Annotated in this window: 16 protein-coding genes and 3 tRNA genes; 10 read left to right on the top strand and 9 right to left on the bottom strand. The window is 58.0% G+C overall.

Features of this window, described 5'->3' with window-relative positions:
• The first annotated feature begins 292 nt into the window (after positions 1 to 292).
• On the top strand, positions 293 to 1,258 hold the full coding sequence (locus S7A_RS16130) for a hypothetical protein (protein WP_009092280.1): 966 nt from the start codon (positions 293 to 295) through the stop codon (positions 1,256 to 1,258).
• On the opposite strand, the gene S7A_RS16125 is transcribed toward S7A_RS16130, so the two are convergent.
• Positions 1,240 to 1,794 (bottom strand): histidine phosphatase family protein, encoded by a 555-nt coding sequence (locus S7A_RS16125; RefSeq protein WP_009092279.1) that lies wholly within the window; start codon positions 1,792 to 1,794, stop codon positions 1,240 to 1,242. The genes S7A_RS16130 and S7A_RS16125 overlap by 19 nt on opposite strands.
• Positions 1,795 to 2,375: 581 nt before the next feature.
• Between S7A_RS16125 and S7A_RS16120 the strand changes: the two genes are divergently transcribed.
• The 3 genes from S7A_RS16120 (at position 2,376) to S7A_RS16110 (ending at position 5,853) form a co-directional block, all read left to right on the top strand.
• Positions 2,376 to 3,767, top strand: coding sequence for an MFS transporter (locus tag S7A_RS16120; protein ID WP_009092278.1), 1,392 nt, complete (start codon positions 2,376 to 2,378; stop codon positions 3,765 to 3,767).
• Positions 3,768 to 3,832: 65 nt separating this feature from the next.
• The gene (locus S7A_RS16115; protein ID WP_009092276.1) at positions 3,833 to 4,855 is read left to right on the top strand and encodes a LacI family DNA-binding transcriptional regulator; all 1,023 of its coding nucleotides are present in this window, start codon (positions 3,833 to 3,835) and stop codon (positions 4,853 to 4,855) included.
• Between the two features lie 11 nt (positions 4,856 to 4,866).
• The gene (locus S7A_RS16110) at positions 4,867 to 5,853 is read left to right on the top strand and encodes a nucleoside hydrolase (RefSeq protein WP_009092274.1); all 987 of its coding nucleotides are present in this window, start codon (positions 4,867 to 4,869) and stop codon (positions 5,851 to 5,853) included.
• 14 nt (positions 5,854 to 5,867) lie between these two features.
• On the opposite strand, the gene S7A_RS16105 is transcribed toward S7A_RS16110, so the two are convergent.
• From S7A_RS16105 to S7A_RS16095, 3 genes are all read right to left on the bottom strand, one after another.
• The gene (locus S7A_RS16105; protein WP_009092273.1) at positions 5,868 to 6,332 is read right to left on the bottom strand and encodes a YbaK/EbsC family protein; all 465 of its coding nucleotides are present in this window, start codon (positions 6,330 to 6,332) and stop codon (positions 5,868 to 5,870) included.
• A 94-nt stretch (positions 6,333 to 6,426) separates the two neighbouring features.
• Positions 6,427 to 7,221 (bottom strand): siderophore-iron reductase FhuF, encoded by a 795-nt coding sequence (gene fhuF, locus S7A_RS16100; protein ID WP_033736411.1) that lies wholly within the window; start codon positions 7,219 to 7,221, stop codon positions 6,427 to 6,429.
• A gap of 184 nt (positions 7,222 to 7,405) precedes the next feature.
• Positions 7,406 to 8,503 carry a diguanylate cyclase gene (locus S7A_RS16095; RefSeq protein ID WP_009092270.1) on the bottom strand — a complete coding sequence of 366 codons (1,098 nt, stop codon included), beginning with the start codon at positions 8,501 to 8,503 and terminating at the stop codon, positions 7,406 to 7,408.
• Positions 8,504 to 8,735: 232 nt separating this feature from the next.
• Here S7A_RS16095 and S7A_RS16090 point away from each other — a divergent pair, with 232 nt between their 5' ends.
• Positions 8,736 to 9,020: a DUF1435 domain-containing protein gene (locus S7A_RS16090; protein WP_009092269.1), complete on the top strand. Its 285-nt coding sequence runs from the start codon at positions 8,736 to 8,738 to the stop codon at positions 9,018 to 9,020.
• A gap of 125 nt (positions 9,021 to 9,145) precedes the next feature.
• On the opposite strand, the gene S7A_RS16085 is transcribed toward S7A_RS16090, so the two are convergent.
• The 4 genes from S7A_RS16085 to rsmC form a co-directional block, all read right to left on the bottom strand.
• Positions 9,146 to 9,232 (bottom strand) — tRNA-Leu (locus tag S7A_RS16085).
• 28 nt (positions 9,233 to 9,260) lie between these two features.
• Positions 9,261 to 9,347 (bottom strand) — tRNA-Leu (locus tag S7A_RS16080).
• 30 nt (positions 9,348 to 9,377) lie between these two features.
• A tRNA-Leu gene (locus S7A_RS16075) sits at positions 9,378 to 9,464 on the bottom strand.
• Between the two features lie 151 nt (positions 9,465 to 9,615).
• Positions 9,616 to 10,647 (bottom strand): 16S rRNA (guanine(1207)-N(2))-methyltransferase RsmC, encoded by a 1,032-nt coding sequence (gene rsmC, locus S7A_RS16070; protein ID WP_009092268.1) that lies wholly within the window; start codon positions 10,645 to 10,647, stop codon positions 9,616 to 9,618.
• Positions 10,648 to 10,752: 105 nt separating this feature from the next.
• On the opposite strand from rsmC, the gene S7A_RS16065 reads away from it, so the two are divergent.
• The 3 genes from S7A_RS16065 to yjjG are packed head-to-tail and all read left to right on the top strand — an operon-like array spanning position 10,753 to position 12,274.
• Positions 10,753 to 11,163 (top strand): DNA polymerase III subunit psi, encoded by a 411-nt coding sequence (locus tag S7A_RS16065; protein ID WP_033736409.1) that lies wholly within the window; start codon positions 10,753 to 10,755, stop codon positions 11,161 to 11,163.
• The gene (gene rimI / locus S7A_RS16060) at positions 11,135 to 11,575 is read left to right on the top strand and encodes a ribosomal protein S18-alanine N-acetyltransferase (protein ID WP_009092266.1); all 441 of its coding nucleotides are present in this window, start codon (positions 11,135 to 11,137) and stop codon (positions 11,573 to 11,575) included. Before S7A_RS16065 ends, rimI begins: the two co-directional genes overlap by 29 nt.
• Before the next feature lie 18 nt (positions 11,576 to 11,593).
• Positions 11,594 to 12,274: a pyrimidine 5'-nucleotidase gene (gene yjjG / locus S7A_RS16055; RefSeq protein ID WP_009092264.1), complete on the top strand. Its 681-nt coding sequence runs from the start codon at positions 11,594 to 11,596 to the stop codon at positions 12,272 to 12,274.
• 90 nt (positions 12,275 to 12,364) lie between these two features.
• On the opposite strand, the gene S7A_RS16050 is transcribed toward yjjG, so the two are convergent.
• Positions 12,365 to 13,015, bottom strand: a complete 651-nt coding sequence (locus S7A_RS16050; protein WP_009092263.1) for a YtjB family periplasmic protein — start codon at positions 13,013 to 13,015, stop codon at positions 12,365 to 12,367.
• Positions 13,016 to 13,122: 107 nt separating this feature from the next.
• On the opposite strand from S7A_RS16050, the gene serB reads away from it, so the two are divergent.
• Both serB and radA read left to right on the top strand, forming a co-directional pair.
• On the top strand, positions 13,123 to 14,100 hold the full coding sequence (gene serB, locus S7A_RS16045) for a phosphoserine phosphatase (protein ID WP_009092262.1): 978 nt from the start codon (positions 13,123 to 13,125) through the stop codon (positions 14,098 to 14,100).
• 13 nt (positions 14,101 to 14,113) lie between these two features.
• On the top strand, positions 14,114 to 15,496 hold the full coding sequence (gene radA / locus S7A_RS16040) for a DNA repair protein RadA (RefSeq protein WP_009092261.1): 1,383 nt from the start codon (positions 14,114 to 14,116) through the stop codon (positions 15,494 to 15,496).
• Positions 15,497 to 15,533: the final 37 nt, after the last annotated feature.

Raw genomic sequence — 15,533 nt, 5'->3', positions numbered from 1 at the left:
AAACATTATTTACTGATTAGCTATGCCTTTTTTTGACTTTAGGATAAAACGGAATCAGGACGGGCATGAAATAAAAATAAACGTGTTCCCGTCATTAATCATTTATTTCATCCCGGCACGCGCCGTTATTCAGGAATATCTGAATCGCGAGACCGTGGTGCTTACGGGAATGCGGGGGCGGGCGTGATTGCGCTTAATGTGTGACGTAAGCCCGGCTCATCAATCCGCCGAATCAGACAGCCTGAAGCGCATTGTCTACGCTTAAGAAGAACTTACTGAGAAAGGAGCGCACATGCAGAGTGAATCATGGGGTTTGCTGGCGGTCGATAAGCGGGGCAATCGCGTCCTGTTTCTTAATCCGGAGACGTTCGCGGTTGAGCGGGAACTGAACGCCTTTCCACCGCGCCCGCATGAACTCCTGATGCTGGCCCCCTGGGGTAAAGCCTATGTGCCGGTCTATGGCGACGGCGTGCATGGCGACAATCCCCATCCGGGTCATAAAGTGGCGGTCATTGATTTAGCGCGTCGGACGATCAGCGGCTTTATCGATCTCTCGCCGCTGCGGGCACCCCACAGCGGTCAGCTGGGGCGCGACGGTAAAGTCTACCTCTGCTGTGAGGAGAGCGCCGCCGTAGCGGTGATCGATCCACAGAGTGATAAGGTCGAAAAAGTTATTCCGATCCCTTCGCACAATGCGCATCGCCTGACGCTCTCTCCCAGCGGCCGCAAGCTCTTCACCGATAACGAAGAGGATGCCACCATCACGGTGGTGGATCTGTGTGAGGCGGAGGGGCGGGTCATCGACACCATTCTGCTGCCTGGCCCGATTGCCGGTATCGCGGCCTCACCGAAACACCCTTATCTGGTTGCCAGCGCGGCTGACGCGCCGCTGCTCTATGTGATCGATCGGCAAAGCCACCGCATCCGTCAGCGCCTGACGCTGCCGGGCCATCAGCAGCCCTGCCAGGTAGTGCGCTTCAGCGACGATGGCGAACAGCTGGTGGCAATAGGGGATCAGGAACCCCTGGTCACGCTGTTTGACGATTTACTAAACTCGCTGGGTGACATCGGGGTGGGTAACATGCCGATGGATGGCTGTTTTACCCCCGACAAAAAGCAGCTGCTGATTGCCAATCAGGATGATGGCACGCTGAGCGTGATCGATCTGGCGCAGCGTAAAGTGATTGCCACGCCGCGCGTGGGAACGGGGTGTGAAGTGCTGGGCTATTTTTCGCTCGATCAGATAAACGGGCGATGATAGATCGCGGAACTCCAGTGGCGGCTGCTGGCATGCTTCTCCGCCTGCCAGCCGCGTTTGCGTAATTCCCGGGCAATCATCTTATTCATGATGCCGTGGCCCAGCAGCAGCACGGTGCCCTGAGCGGAGTACCCGATTAACTTTTCTGCCGCCGCCGCGGCGCGCTGGCGCGCATGAGGCAGGGACTCCGCATCACCCGCATATCCGCAGAACCAGAGCAGCCGCAGCAGCGCCAGCCAGCAGAGAATCGGCAGCTGCATCGCGCCCATTCGCAGCATCGGCACGGCAACTTCACTAAACAGAGCATTCACCTCATGCGGCTGCAGACCAAGCTGACTCAGGGAGGACTGCGCGCGGGGCAGGGGACTGCAGACAACAACCGCCGCCTGACGGGCAATGTGGACAGTGCGCGGCGGCGGCCCGTCACTGACCTGTGACCGATCGTAGGCTTCGCACCAGTCTGCCAGCGCCTGCACGCTCAGACGGCCTGCGGCCTGATGATCGGGTTTACCGTGTCGCATCAGAATAATGGTCATACATTCTCTGCCTGGCCTTTTTTTCAGGGTAACGCATTATTTGCGCGCGCAGCGATTTTTCAGCCTGAGCCTGAGTGTCATCCTGCGGTCACAGAGCTGTGCGACAACAGAGCCCGATGAAAGCAGCCCCGCCTGTTTATCATGCTTAATGATTAGAGAAAGTGCTGACTTAACGCGAGTGATGACTTTTTTTTGTGCAAAGTGAGGCGCTGTTAACTGGCTGAATTTGCGATAAAAAACCATGATGACGCACTGTGATAGTGAAGTCTGACTAACATTTTGCGGCGGGATCGCTTGATTTATCTACGCGCGTAGATACACTAGGTCCCCAGTGATTGCTCACGGTGCTCGATGCACAGTCGGCTCCATCGATTGTTAAGTTACATTCGCTCAGTTTAAGTGACCGGTTAAAAAAGATCGGCGAAAACGGGCGAGGCAGATGATTCCAACACCAGGGAATCCTTTAACCTTTCATCATGGTTAGTCAACTGAACGTCGCCACCGGGGAATTCCGCTTTTATCAGGGAATCGACCCATGGACGGGCGTTTATCGATCTGCATACGCATTCAGGGATAGGGTTATGACGGCACACAATTCCGTTAAGCAGCAGGCATCACTGTCATCCACTTCAGCCGCCGATGCGCGGTTTAACACCCCCTCAGGCCGCAAAGATTTCTGGCGCGCCACATTCTCATGCTGGCTCGGAACGGCGATGGAGTACGCGGATTTTGCGCTCTATGGTCTGGCTGCCGGTATCATCTTCGGCGATGTCTTCTTTCCCGAATCGACACCGGCCATGGCGCTGCTCTCCAGCTTTGCCACCTGGTCAGTCGGCTTCGTTGCCCGGCCTATCGGCGCACTTTTCTTCGGCTGGCTCGGCGACCGCAAAGGGCGAAAGGCGGTCATGATCACCACCATCATTCTGATGGGGGCCTCCACCACCTTTATCGGCTTAATCCCCAGCTATGCCACGATTGGCGTCTGGGCACCCGCCTGTCTGGTCCTGCTGCGCTTCACGCAGGGGTTCGGCGCGGGTGCAGAGCTCTCTGGCGGTACGGTCATGCTGGGCGAGTATGCGCCCGCAGAGCGTCGCGGGCTGGTCGCTTCCGTTATCGCGCTGGGCTCTAACAGCGGCACACTGCTGGCGTCGCTGGTCTGGCTGCTGGTGGTGCAGATGGATCAGCAGAGCCTGCTGGCGTGGGGCTGGCGTATTCCTTTTCTCAGCAGTGCGCTGATAGCGCTGGTGGCATTGTGGATCCGGCGTCATCTGCGCGAAACCCCGGTTTTTGAGCGCAGAAAAGCGGAGATGGAAGCGGCGCGCGCCGGTGTGCTGGCGACCCCGCCGGTGAAGGATACGCGGCCGTTCTTCCAGCGCACCCGCGCCTTCTGGACGATGGTGGGGCTGCGCATCGGTGAAAACGGCCCCTCTTATCTGTCGCAGGGCTTCATCGTCGGCTATGTCGCGAAGGTTCTGCTGGTGGATAAATCGGTCCCGACCACGGCGGTGTTCCTTGCGTCGCTGCTGGGTTTCCTGATCATCCCTTTTGCGGGCTGGCTCTCTGACCGTTTTGGTCGCCGGATCGTGTATCGCGTCTTCTGTCTGCTGCTGATGCTCTACGCCTGGCCCGCTTTTACGCTGCTGGATACGCGTGAACCGATGCTGGTCATTCCGGTGATTGTGGTGGGCATGGGGCTGGCGTCGCTGGGTATTTTTGGTGTGCAGGCCGCCTGGGGCGTGGAGATGTTCGGCGTGCATCATCGCTACACCAAAATGGCGGTGGCGAAGGAGCTGGGTTCGATTCTCTCCGGCGGCACGGCACCGCTGATTGCGGCTGCTATGCTCTCTTATACCGGACACTGGTGGCCGATTGCGGTCTACTTCTCGGCGATGGCCGCGATTGGATTCTTTACCACCTTTGTTGCGCCTGAGACGCGAGGGCGGGATCTCAATCTGCCTGATGACGCCATCTGACAGGGCAAAACGAAATAAGCAGCAGGCCGTGTAAAGCGGCCTGTTTTTTTAGGGAGGAAAGTGATGTGCCTAAGTCGTTAACGGGAAAAGTGACCCGCAGTGAAGTGGCGAAAGCGGCAGGCACCTCAGTGGCAGTTGTCAGTTATGTCATTAACAACGGGCCGCGTCCGGTCGCCGAGGCGACCCGGCAGCGGGTGCTGGAGGCGATTAAAGCGACCGGTTACCGGCCCAATGCGGCTGCACGGGCGCTGGCGTCCGGCAACACCAAAACCTTTGGTCTGGTCGTGCCGAACATCGGCAATCCGTTTGTCGCCTCCATGGCGCACGTGCTGTTGCAGGAGTCGATGAACCACGGTCATGTCATGCTGCTGGGCGATGCCGGTGACGATCGCCGGCGCGAACTGGAGCTTATTCAGGGGCTGCTCAACCGGCAGGTCGATGGCCTGTTTTATAACAGCGTCGATCGCCATCCTTACATTGACCTGATTAAGGCGAGCGGCACGCCTCTGGTGATGCTGGAACGGGTGGAACCTCAGCCGGGCGTGAACATGCTGCGTGTCAATGAGCGCCAGGCGGCCTGGCAGGTCACGGCACATCTGCTGAGCCACGGCTATCAGCAGGTCGGCATCATCACCGGTCCGGTCGATATGCTTAACGCGCAGGATCGTATTCAGGGCTGGCGAGATGCCATGCAGGAGCGCGGCCTGCCGATTGATGAATCGCTGATGTTTCCCGCCAGCTACACCCCACAGGGGGGATATGAAGCGGTGCAGACGATGATCGCCCGTGGCTGCGTGCCCCGCGCGCTGTTCACCAGCAACGAAGGTCAGGCGATTGGCGCAGTGCGGGCCTTTTCGGAGCATCAGATCCGGGTGCCACAGGATGTCGCGCTGGTCTGCTTTAACGGCACCAATCAGTCATCGTTTCATGTTCCGACATTAACCACCGTGCGTCAGCCACTGCGCGAGATGGCGCGTGCGGCGATCCACATGCTGAAAGAAGGGCAGAGCGAAGCCCAGTTAAAGGAGTTTCCACACTATCTTGAAATCGGTGAATCCTGCGGCTGCACGCCGCAATCTCAGAGTTAACGTATAAGAAGATGAAAAGAATCATTATTGATTGCGATCCCGGTAATGGGATTGCAGGTGCCAACACCGATGATGGCCTGGCGATTGCGCTGGCCTTAGCCTCACCCGGCCTGTCGCTGGAATTAATCACCACCGTGGCGGGTAATACGCCGAGTGAGGTGGGCGCGCGCGTGGCGAAAGATCTGATAGCCCGGCTGGGACTCACCATCCCGGTGGTGCAGGGGGCGACACAGGCGCTGCAGGAAGATCCGGCGCCGTGGCGCGAGACGCTCGATAACCGGGTTAATCAGCTGGCGCTGGCCGATCTCTGGCAGGATGTCCGTCAGCCAGCCGATGTCAGCGCGGACGGATTTGACGCGGCTGACGCTATCGGCAGGCTGATTTGCGACAATCCGGGCGAGATTACGCTGGTGGCGATTGGCCCGCTGACGAACGTGGCGCTGGCGATGCAGCGCTATCCCGCGATGGCCGAATCGGTGGCAGAGATTGTGGTCATGGGAGGCGTCTTTGCGCTGGATGACTATATCAAAGACACCAACTTCGGCCTGGACCCGGAAGCGGCGCACCAGGTGCTGCACAGTGGTGCTGCGGTAACGCTGGTGCCGATGGATGTCACCACGCAGACGCTGCTGACCCAGCAGGATCTGACCCGGCTGACCGCCGTCGATCATCCGCTGGCCGACTTTGTGCGCGACACGCTGCGTCCGTGGATCGACTATTCGATGCAGACCCGTCAGCTGGCGGGATGCTGGATCCACGATGCGCTGGTGGTCGCCTGGCTGCTGAATCAGCGGGTCGCCTCAGGGATCGATTACCGGGTCGACATTGAGCTGCGTCCCGGTGCCACGCGCGGCAAAAGCTGGCGTTATCGGCAGCCGCTCCGGCTCTCTGTGGGTGTGCCCGAGCAGTGCGGCGCCTCGGTGCATGTCCTGCATCGCGTCGATAACACGCTGCTGTTATCGATCCTTGAGCAGGCTTTCAGACGCCTGATTAGCTGAGCAGAGGTAAAGGGTCAGGTCGCTTCGCAGACATCAATCCAGCGGGCATTCGTCAGTTCAGCCATCTGCTGCGGCGAAATGCGGACGGCGCTATGGATAGCGCCAGCGGCAGGTAAGACTTCTTCAAAACTGCGCAGTGAAACATCACAGTAAACGGTCAGGGGATTTTCCAGACCGAAAGGGCAGACGCCGCCTACCGGGTGGCCGGTCCAGTTAATCACCTCGTCAACGCTCAGCATGCGCGCTTTCGCGCCCAGCGCCGCTTTCAGCTTGCGATTGTCCAGCCGGGCATCGCCTCGCGTCACAATCAGTACCACCTCGTTTTTCACTTTCAGCGACAGGGTTTTTGCTATTTCGCCTGGCGTCACGCCGTGGGCGCGAGCGGCCATCCCGACCGTTGCGGTGCTCTCTGCCAGTTCAATAATTTCAATTTCAGGGGCGTGTTCGGCGAAGAACTGGCGCACAGACTCCAGACTCATCTTTCTCTCCAGGCTGATCGAAGGCGTAAAAATTGCCACAAGCCTTTGTGCCTGTAAACGGGATAAACGGAGAATTCGCGGGAATCGGGTCTGTTTAGCTGCTGCTCAGGGTGCAGTTGCCGCATTGCTGAACATCGGGAATGCGATAGCGCTGGCAACAGCTGCGCCGCACCAGTTCACCGTCACGCGGGATCATGGTGCGATAGAGGGGATTGTCGCTGCCATCCAGCAGCCGCTGGTTAAAGAACAGCGCCTGTTCCAGCTGCAGGACCAGCGTCTCATCTATCTGGCTTTTCAGCTCACCCAGGAACCACTGGAAGGTGAACCCCATGTTGTTCCAGATCAGGCGGGCGTTGATGTCACCATGCTGCGTAATGCCATTTACGGCCGGGATGAGATGCTGCTGAATCAGGCGGTCGATGCGCTGCAGCGGGTTGAGATAGCGCGCCTCTTCATCCTCCTGCACATCAATCCAGAAGGTGGCCGGATGGCCATGCTCATGAAAACCGACACGAATGTGTTCAGGCGAGCAGTCGAGCGCGCGGGACTCCTGCAGCAGGGCCATCAGCAGCGGCGGGATCAGCAGGCCGAAATACCACTGCGCCCAGAGTGAGAGCACGGGTTTCGCTTCACGCACCGCATCGGGATGATCGCGATAGAGGTAGTCACTGTAGCGCCGGATAAGCGGGGCGAAGGCGTCAGCGTGTGACCAGACGGCAAGGGTCTGCGCATCACGCGGGGCTGACTGGCTGAGCCTGGTCGAATCCAGCAGATAGCTGCGCTGCTGTTGCAGCCGTTCATACAGACTTTCCGCCAGTGGACGGTCATTCTGCCGGAAGATCATCGACTGAGCGCTGAAACGCTGTTCCTGAGCTGAAGCGGTTGCCATGACGACTCGCGAAAAGTGTAGATAAGAAAGCAAATGATAATCGTTATTGATTAACTCTACAAGCGGCGTAAAAGCGTGCGGTTGCTGGCGGTAAAAACAGCAGGGGAGGAGAGGAGAAATCAGCCCGGCGATGACCGCGACAGATCGGTCAGATCAACAGGGGCGGATGCCGGTTATCAGCGTGTTATACGGGCTCTTCTGCGGTGCGAGGTGCCTCTCTGGGTAAATCTTCCCAGGCGAGAATGGTATTCCGGCCCTGGTTCTTCGCGACGTAGAGAGCACTGTCGGCATTGGCGACGGCCTGGTCGAACTCGTTGTCGTAAATCGGCGCAATCCCCGCGCTGATGGTGACGTGCGTTGACACAGTCTCATTGAACAGATGGGGGATCTCTAAATCCACCACATACTGACGGATGCGCTCTGCCAGCTTCATCGCAATGGAGCTGTTCACGTTGGTCATCAGCACGAGGAACTCTTCACCGCCATAGCGGGTAACGACATCGCGCGAACGCACCGCATCACGGATCGCCACAGAGACCCGCGCCAGCGCCTGATCGCCCATCGCATGACCATAATTGTCGTTGTAGGCCTTGAAGTAATCGATATCCAGCAACAGCACAAAATGGCTGCCGGCGTGGTTTTCCAGAATATTGTCGAGCCGGTTCTTCAGACCACGGCGGTTATACAGCCCGGTCAGCGGATCGAGCATGCTGAGGTCGCTGAAGGTCTCTTTCTCTTCGTAAAGCTGATGCATCAGACGCAGGGTAAAGTTGTCGGCCCGGCGGCGCATCAGGTGCTGCAATGAAAAACCGATCAGCGGCAGGGAGATGGTCAGCAGAATAAGCGGCAGATGCTGACCATTGTCGAGCAGCAATACGGTCAGAACGGGCGGGGCGACGTGCAGACAAAAAGCCACCAGATAATCGCTCAGGGCGATGGCGCTGATAAATAACACGCTGATCAGGCTGATAATCAGAAAGCCACCATCAAAATAGAACACCAGATGGAAACGATAATTAATATGCCAGGCCCAGAAGATCCCTAATAGCAGCGCAACAGGATTTAACAGGGGGAGTTTAACTTTGGGCCAGATTAAATGGGCAATTAACGTGAGGGAGCTAAAGGCGGCGACACACATAACCGGCAGCGTCGTCTCACTTTTTTCCGTGCTCATTATTGGCAGCAGATAAAAGAGGGAAACGGCGATATTTAAAAACAGGAAAAGCATCACTGAAAGCCGGTATTTACTCTGCTTCAGTTCTTCATATGATTGTAATTTCATTATAAATACTCGTGACGACCCTGAAATACCAAAGCGCAAGCCAGCAGAAAGGAGGGGGCTGCAGGACAATGAGCAAATATTGCTAGTGCTGTTATTAAAGGTGTTATCGGCCGCAATCTAGCATTTTCCAGATGATCTGTCATCTTCAGCGCCGGGCCAGCCAAAAACAGGCTGCAGAACGGGAAAAACTGTCATATGATAATGGGAATGCTTATCATTTGAGGTTGGCGTCATGGGGATAGCGATTGTAGCGGCCTGCGGCCTGTGGGGAATCAGCTGGGCACTGGGTAAAAAACTGGATAGTGTGTGGGGGGTTCTGCTGCCGTGCATAGCGCTGCCGCTGTTTGCCCTGTGGGAGCCGGGATTCAGTCAGTGGCGAATGGTGATGATCGTTGCGCTGTTGCTGACGGTGGTGATGCTCTTTCATCAGCGCCTGCGTCACTATCTGCTGCTGCCATCCTGCCTGGCATTAGCGACCGGACTGGCGGCGGTTTCCGTGAATTTTCATCTGAATTAGCAACAGCGCAGAGGCGTCATGCTGGCGTAACAGAGAAGGTGTAAAAATCAGAAGGCGAGCCTGAAACGGCAAAGAAACGGTCAGAACTGGAAGAAAACATGAATAAAGCCGGAGGATGACAACGTTGGTGCGAAGAGAGGGACTTGAACCCTCACGTCCGTTAAGACACTAACACCTGAAGCTAGCGCGTCTACCAATTCCGCCACCTTCGCATCTTGTTGTCTTTTCATATCACCGCAATGGTGCGAAGAGAGGGACTTGAACCCTCACGTCCGTTAAGACACTAACACCTGAAGCTAGCGCGTCTACCAATTCCGCCACCTTCGCGCAGTGCTCGCGATATGAAACATGTGATTTTGGTGCGAAGAGAGGGACTTGAACCCTCACGTCCGTTAAGACACTAACACCTGAAGCTAGCGCGTCTACCAATTCCGCCACCTTCGCATACCCGTAACACCCTGAGAATGTTACAACCACGGAGGCGCATTCTAGAGATTTTACTCTTTGCGTCAACAACTATTTCGTCGGGCTGAAACGATCGCTCTAAAAAGCAACATTTTCAGCCCGGCAACGCGGTCAGCAGCGGAAAAAAGGATTAACGGGTTTTCGCACCGCGACCATAGACGGCACGGTAAACCTTAAAGCGGCCAGTCTGTGCAATCACTTCATGGCTGCCGAACGCCTCATCCAGCGCCTGCGGATAGGGCAGGAAGGCATTGGCAACGATACGCAGTTCGCCGCCGGTGTTCAGATGCTTCACCGCGCCACGAATTAATGCCTGTGCCGCATCGAGGCTGGTCTGCGTGCCTTCATGGAACGGCGGGTTAGAGATAATCATGTCGAAACGTCCGGTGACGTCAGAGAAAACGTTGCTGGGGAAGACCTCGCCCTCAATGCCGTTGGCGGCCAGCGTCGCCTTACTCGCTTCAATCGCCGCCGCGTGAACGTCACACAGCCACAGGCGTACTTTAGGCGAACGGGCATGCAGTGAGGCGGCAATGACGCCTGCGCCACAGCCCATATCCAGCACTTTTCCCTTGGTGTGTGGCGTAAAGGTGGAGAGCAGCAGGGCACTGCCGCTGTCCAGACCATCGCGGCTGAAGACGCCTGGCAGGGTGTGAATCGTCAGGTCATCCATCTGATACTGCTGACCAAAGGCGCCGGCATCAAAGTCAGGCTGTGCGTCGAGGCGACCGTGATAGAGACCACAGCGGCGCGCGCTGTCGATCTTCTCCAGCGTTACCCAGGACTCCAGCATGCCTTCTGCACTGCGCACGCCGCTGCGGTTTTCACCGACCACGAACACGTCGCAGCCCACCGGCAGCAGCGACAGCAGATTCTGCAGCTGGAACTGCACTTCCGGCTTATTTTTGGTCCAGAAATACACCAGCGTATCGCAGCCCTGCACATCTTCCGCCTGCGCAACCAGTCCATAACGCGCCTGTTCGCCCATACGGCGGCTCAGGTTTTGCCAGTGATGATATTGCTGGGTGTGTACGCGCGACGAGGCGGTTTCCAGCTGAGCGGGCAGGTCATCCTGCAAATCGCCAGCAAATAAAACGTGGCGGGCGGTAAATTCATCACTGTGGCGCAGAATGACTTCGCTGGCCGGGGTAAAAGCAGACATGTAGAGCTCCTGTAAGATCTGAGCGGGGATTATAGTGGTTTGTTGGCGCATGTTCGATGGGTTTGCTAGCATAGCGTCGCATTCAGGCAGCCAACAGGTAACACCATGACGTCCAGGCGCGACTGGCTTTTACAGCAAATGGGAATTACGCAGTATCAACTGCGCCGCCCGCGCGTGCTTCAGGGCGAAATTGCCGTCACGCTGGCGCCGGACACGCAGTTAATCATTGTCGCTGACGTGCCCCCCGGGCTGGATGAACCGCTGATGCGCGACGTGCTGCAGACGCTCAATCTTCAACCCGCCCAGGTGATGACCGTGACGCCGGATCAACTCCAGATGCTGCCGGAAACGCTGAACTGCGCCGGCTGGCTGCTTGGGGTTGAGAGTGCACAGACTTTTAATGGCGTGGCACTGACCAGCGCCGCTTTCAATGAACTGATCAGCAGCGGCGTCGCCAGACGCGCGCTCTGGCAACAGATGTGTAACCATGACAGCCATCTCTTTACTCACCCCTGACGATCGGGCCGAGGCCTTTGCCATCGAGCGTCGCAGTCACGCGTTTCCCTGGAGTGAACAGACGTTTGCCAGCAATCAGGGCGAGCGCTTCCTCAATTTACGGCTGGATGCCGAAGGAAAAATGGCCGCCTTTGCCATTACCCAGGTGGTGCTGGATGAAGCGTCGCTGTTTAACATCGCGGTCGATCCCGCCTGGCAGCGCCGGGGATTTGGCCGTCAGCTGTTGCAGCATCTGATCGACGAGTTAATAAAACGCGATGTGCTGACGCTGTGGCTGGAAGTACGGGCGTCCAATCTGCCCGCCATTGCGCTTTATGAGCAGATGGGATTCAACCAGGTGAGCCGTCGTTCCAACTACTATCCCACCGCCAGCGGGCGTGAAGATGCCCTGATGATGGCGCTGACGCTGTAGCGGTGCTAAGGAGCTTTAATGTCAGAACAGTGGGATTGCATCCTGTTTGATGCGGACGATACCCTTTTTCATTTCGATGCTTATGCCGGGTTGCAGCGGCTGTTCGCCGGTTATGACGTGCAGTTCTCCGACCAGGATTACAGCGACTATCAGGCGGTTAACAAGCCGCTCTGGGTCGATTATCAGAACGGCACGATTACCGCGTTGCAGTTACAGACCCAGCGTTTCAATCACTGGAGCGAAAAGCTCAGCGTCGCGCCGGAGATCCTCAACAGCGGCTTCCTGACCGCCATGGGCGAGATCTGTACGCCGCTGCCAGGCGCGGTGAGCCTGATGAAGCAGCTGCACGGTCGGGTAAAGATGGGCATCATCACCAACGGCTTTACCGCGCTGCAGCAGACGCGGCTGGAGCGCACCGGTTTCCGCGACTACTTTTCGGCGCTGGTGATCTCTGAGCAGGTCGGGGTGCCAAAACCGGCGGTGGAGATTTTTGATTATGCGCTGAACCTGATGGGCAATCCGGATCGTCAGCGGGTGCTGATGGTCGGGGATACGCCGGAATCCGATATTCTCGGCGGCATGAATGCCGGGGTGAAAACCTGCTGGCTCGATCATGGCACCCGGCCGCTGCCGGAACATATCAAACCGACCTGGCAGGTCAAATCGCTGGCTGAGCTGGAAGCGCTGCTGATCGGCTAAGGGAAGCTATCTCGCAAATCCGCAACGTTCCCATAAAAAAGGCCCGCAGAGCGGGCCTTTCTCGTTTTATCCTCTCAGCAGAGCCGGACATTACTCTTTCTTCGGGTCATCTTCATCCCGATCCTCCTGCACCGGCGTGCTGGCGGTGAGCAGGAACGGTGACTGCTGCCAGCGGGTACGGCGGTGGCGCAGCAGGGTACGGGAGAGGATAATGCCGATGGCCAGCGCCAGCAGCATCATCAGGCGCAGAATATTGGTGGTGTTGTCGACCTGATGTGAGTCGGTGACCAGCACATGGGTGTCCAGCGTCACGCGCAGAAAGCCCAGCGGGCCATCGTTTCCGGCCAGGGGCTGCACAATCTGATGGTTGAAATAGCTGCCTGCACGCTGCCCGTCGAGAGCGAGCCTGTCGCGCACGTTGATGTTTTCTCCGCTGTGCGCCACCAGACTGCCGTCGCCGTCATACACCGACGCATCCAGAATGCGGCTGTTCGCCGTCATCTGATTCAGAATCGCTTCTATCTGATTACGGTTGTTTTCACTGTTGTCCATCAACGGCTTAAGGCTGAACGCCACCTGACTGGTCAGCGTATGAGCCAGCTCTTCGACCTGTTCAGAACGCGCCATCTGATGACCGGTACTGAACCAGGAGACGCCCTGCATCAGGGCGACCAGCAGCGTCATCGAGATGAGAACGATCACGGTACGATGTAAGCGAAATTTCAGCGCGGTTTTAGCCATTACTCATCCGGGTCATGTCACAACAGAAAGCCTGGAGATTATGTTGCCAGAAGCGACGCAGACAGGGTAGCCTCTTGCGTGGTTTTGTTGTCCCTACAGGAGCTCTGATGCCAAATCGTTTAACCTGGTGCGATCTTCCCGCCGATGTCTCTCTCTGGCCGGGTTTGCCCCTTTCTCTTAGCGGTGATGAAGTGATGCCGCTGGATTATCGCGCTGGCCGCACCGGCTGGCTGCTGTATGGCCGCGGGCTGGATAAGCAACGGCTGACCGATTATCAGCATCAGCTGGGTGCAGCGATGGTGATTGTCAGCGCCTGGAACGTCGATGAGTATCAGGTGATCCGCCTGGCAGGCTCGCTGACGCCGTTTGCGACTAAACTAGCGCACGATGCCGGGCTGGACGTGGCGCCGCTGGGTAAAATCCCCTACCTCAAGGCCCCCGGTCTGCTGGTGATGGATATGGACTCCACCGCGATTCAGATCGAATGTATCGACGAGATCGCTAAACTGGCAGGCAGCGGAGAGCAGGTAGCAGAAGTGACAGAGCGCGCGATGCGCGGTGAACTCGACTTCAGCGCCAGCCTGCGTCAGCGCGTTGCCACCCTGCAGGGCGCAGACGCCAATATTCTGAAACAGGTGCGTGATGAGCTGCCTTTAATGCCGGGCTTAACCACCCTGACGCAGAAGCTGCAGGCGCTGGGCTGGCAGGTGGCTATCGCCTCCGGCGGCTTCACCTACTACGCCGAATACCTGCGCGATAAGCTGCATCTGTCGGCCGTGGTCGCCAACGAACTGGAAATCCGCGACGGCAAACTGACCGGCAACGTGCTGGGCCCGATTGTCGACGCACAATATAAAGCCGATACGCTGAAGAAGCTGGCGCAGCGTTTTGATATCGCGCCGGAACAGACGGTCGCGATCGGCGACGGAGCCAATGACCTGCTGATGATCAAAGCCTCCGCGCTGGGCATTGCGTTCCATGCTAAACCTAAGGTGAATGAGCAGACTGCGGTCACCATTCGCCATGCCGATCTCATGGGGGTGTTCTGCATCCTGACCGGCAGCCTGATCCACGAAGAGCGTTAACTGAGGAATTGATTTGGCCAAAGCGGCAAAACGCGCATTTGTCTGTAACGAATGCGGCGCAGATTACCCACGCTGGCAGGGGCAGTGCAGCGCCTGTCACGCCTGGAACACCATCACCGAGGTGCGCATTGCCGCCTCACCGGCGGCTGCGCGCAACGAGCGCCTGAGCGGCTATGCCGGCAGCGCCGGCACCAGCCGGGTGCAGAAACTCTCAGAAATCAGCCTGGAGGCACTCCCGCGCTTCTCCACCACCTTTAAAGAGTTTGATCGGGTGCTGGGCGGCGGCGTGGTGCCGGGCAGTGCGATTCTGATTGGCGGCAGCCCCGGCGCCGGTAAATCCACGCTGCTGTTGCAGGTGATGTGCCGGTTGTCGGAAGGGATGAAAACCCTGTACGTCACCGGTGAAGAGTCCCTGCAACAGGTGGCGATGCGCGCCCATCGTCTGGGATTGCCCACCGAAAATGTGAACATGCTGTCGGAAACCAGCATTGAGCAGATCTGCCTGATCGCCGAGCAGGAGCAGCCGCAGCTGATGGTGATCGACTCGATCCAGGTGATGCACATGGCGGAGATCCAGTCCTCGCCGGGCAGCGTCGCCCAGGTGCGGGAAACCGCCGCCTACCTGACACGCTTCGCCAAAACGCGCGGCGTGGCGATCATCATGGTGGGGCACGTCACGAAAGATGGCTCGCTGGCCGGTCCGAAAGTGCTGGAGCACTGCATCGACTGTTCGGTACTGCTGGATGGCGATGCCGACTCCCGCTTCCGCACCCTGCGCAGTCATAAAAACCGCTTCGGTGCGGTCAATGAGCTGGGGGTGTTTGCCATGACCGAGCAGGGCATGCGCGAAGTCAGCAACCCGTCAGCGATCTTCCTGTCGCGCGGTGAAGAGATAACCTCAGGCAGCTCGGTTATGGTGCTCTGGGAGGGAACGCGACCGCTGCTGGTGGAGATTCAGGCGCTGGTCGATCACTCGATGATGGGCAACCCGCGTCGCGTTGCGGTCGGGCTGGAGCAGAACCGCCTGGCCATACTGCTGGCGGTGCTGCACCGTCACGGCGGATTGCAGATGGCGGATCAGGATGTGTTCGTCAACGTCGTGGGCGGCGTCAAAGTCACCGAAACCAGCGCCGATCTGGCGCTGATGCTGTCGATGGTGTCGAGCCTGCGCGATCGTCCGCTGCCGCAGGATCTGGTGATCTTCGGCGAAGTAGGACTGGCCGGTGAGATCCGCCCGGTGCCCAGCGGTCAGGAGCGCATCTCGGAAGCGGCGAAGCACGGCTTCAAACGTGCCATCGTTCCGGCAGGAAATGCGCCGAAAAAACCGATTGCCGGGATGCAGGTTTTCAGCGCGAAAAAGCTGGCCGATGCGCTGGCGATTCTGGACGATCTGTAACGCGCCTGACGCCTGCCCGGAAAAACCACGGGCAGGC

Origin of the sequence: Pantoea sp. Sc1 (assembly GCF_000255315.1) — a bacterium.
Lineage (GTDB): Bacteria > Pseudomonadota > Gammaproteobacteria > Enterobacterales > Enterobacteriaceae > Pantoea > Pantoea anthophila.
Note: the sequence above shows the minus strand (reverse complement) of the source record. Positions and strands in the feature narration are given on the sequence as shown.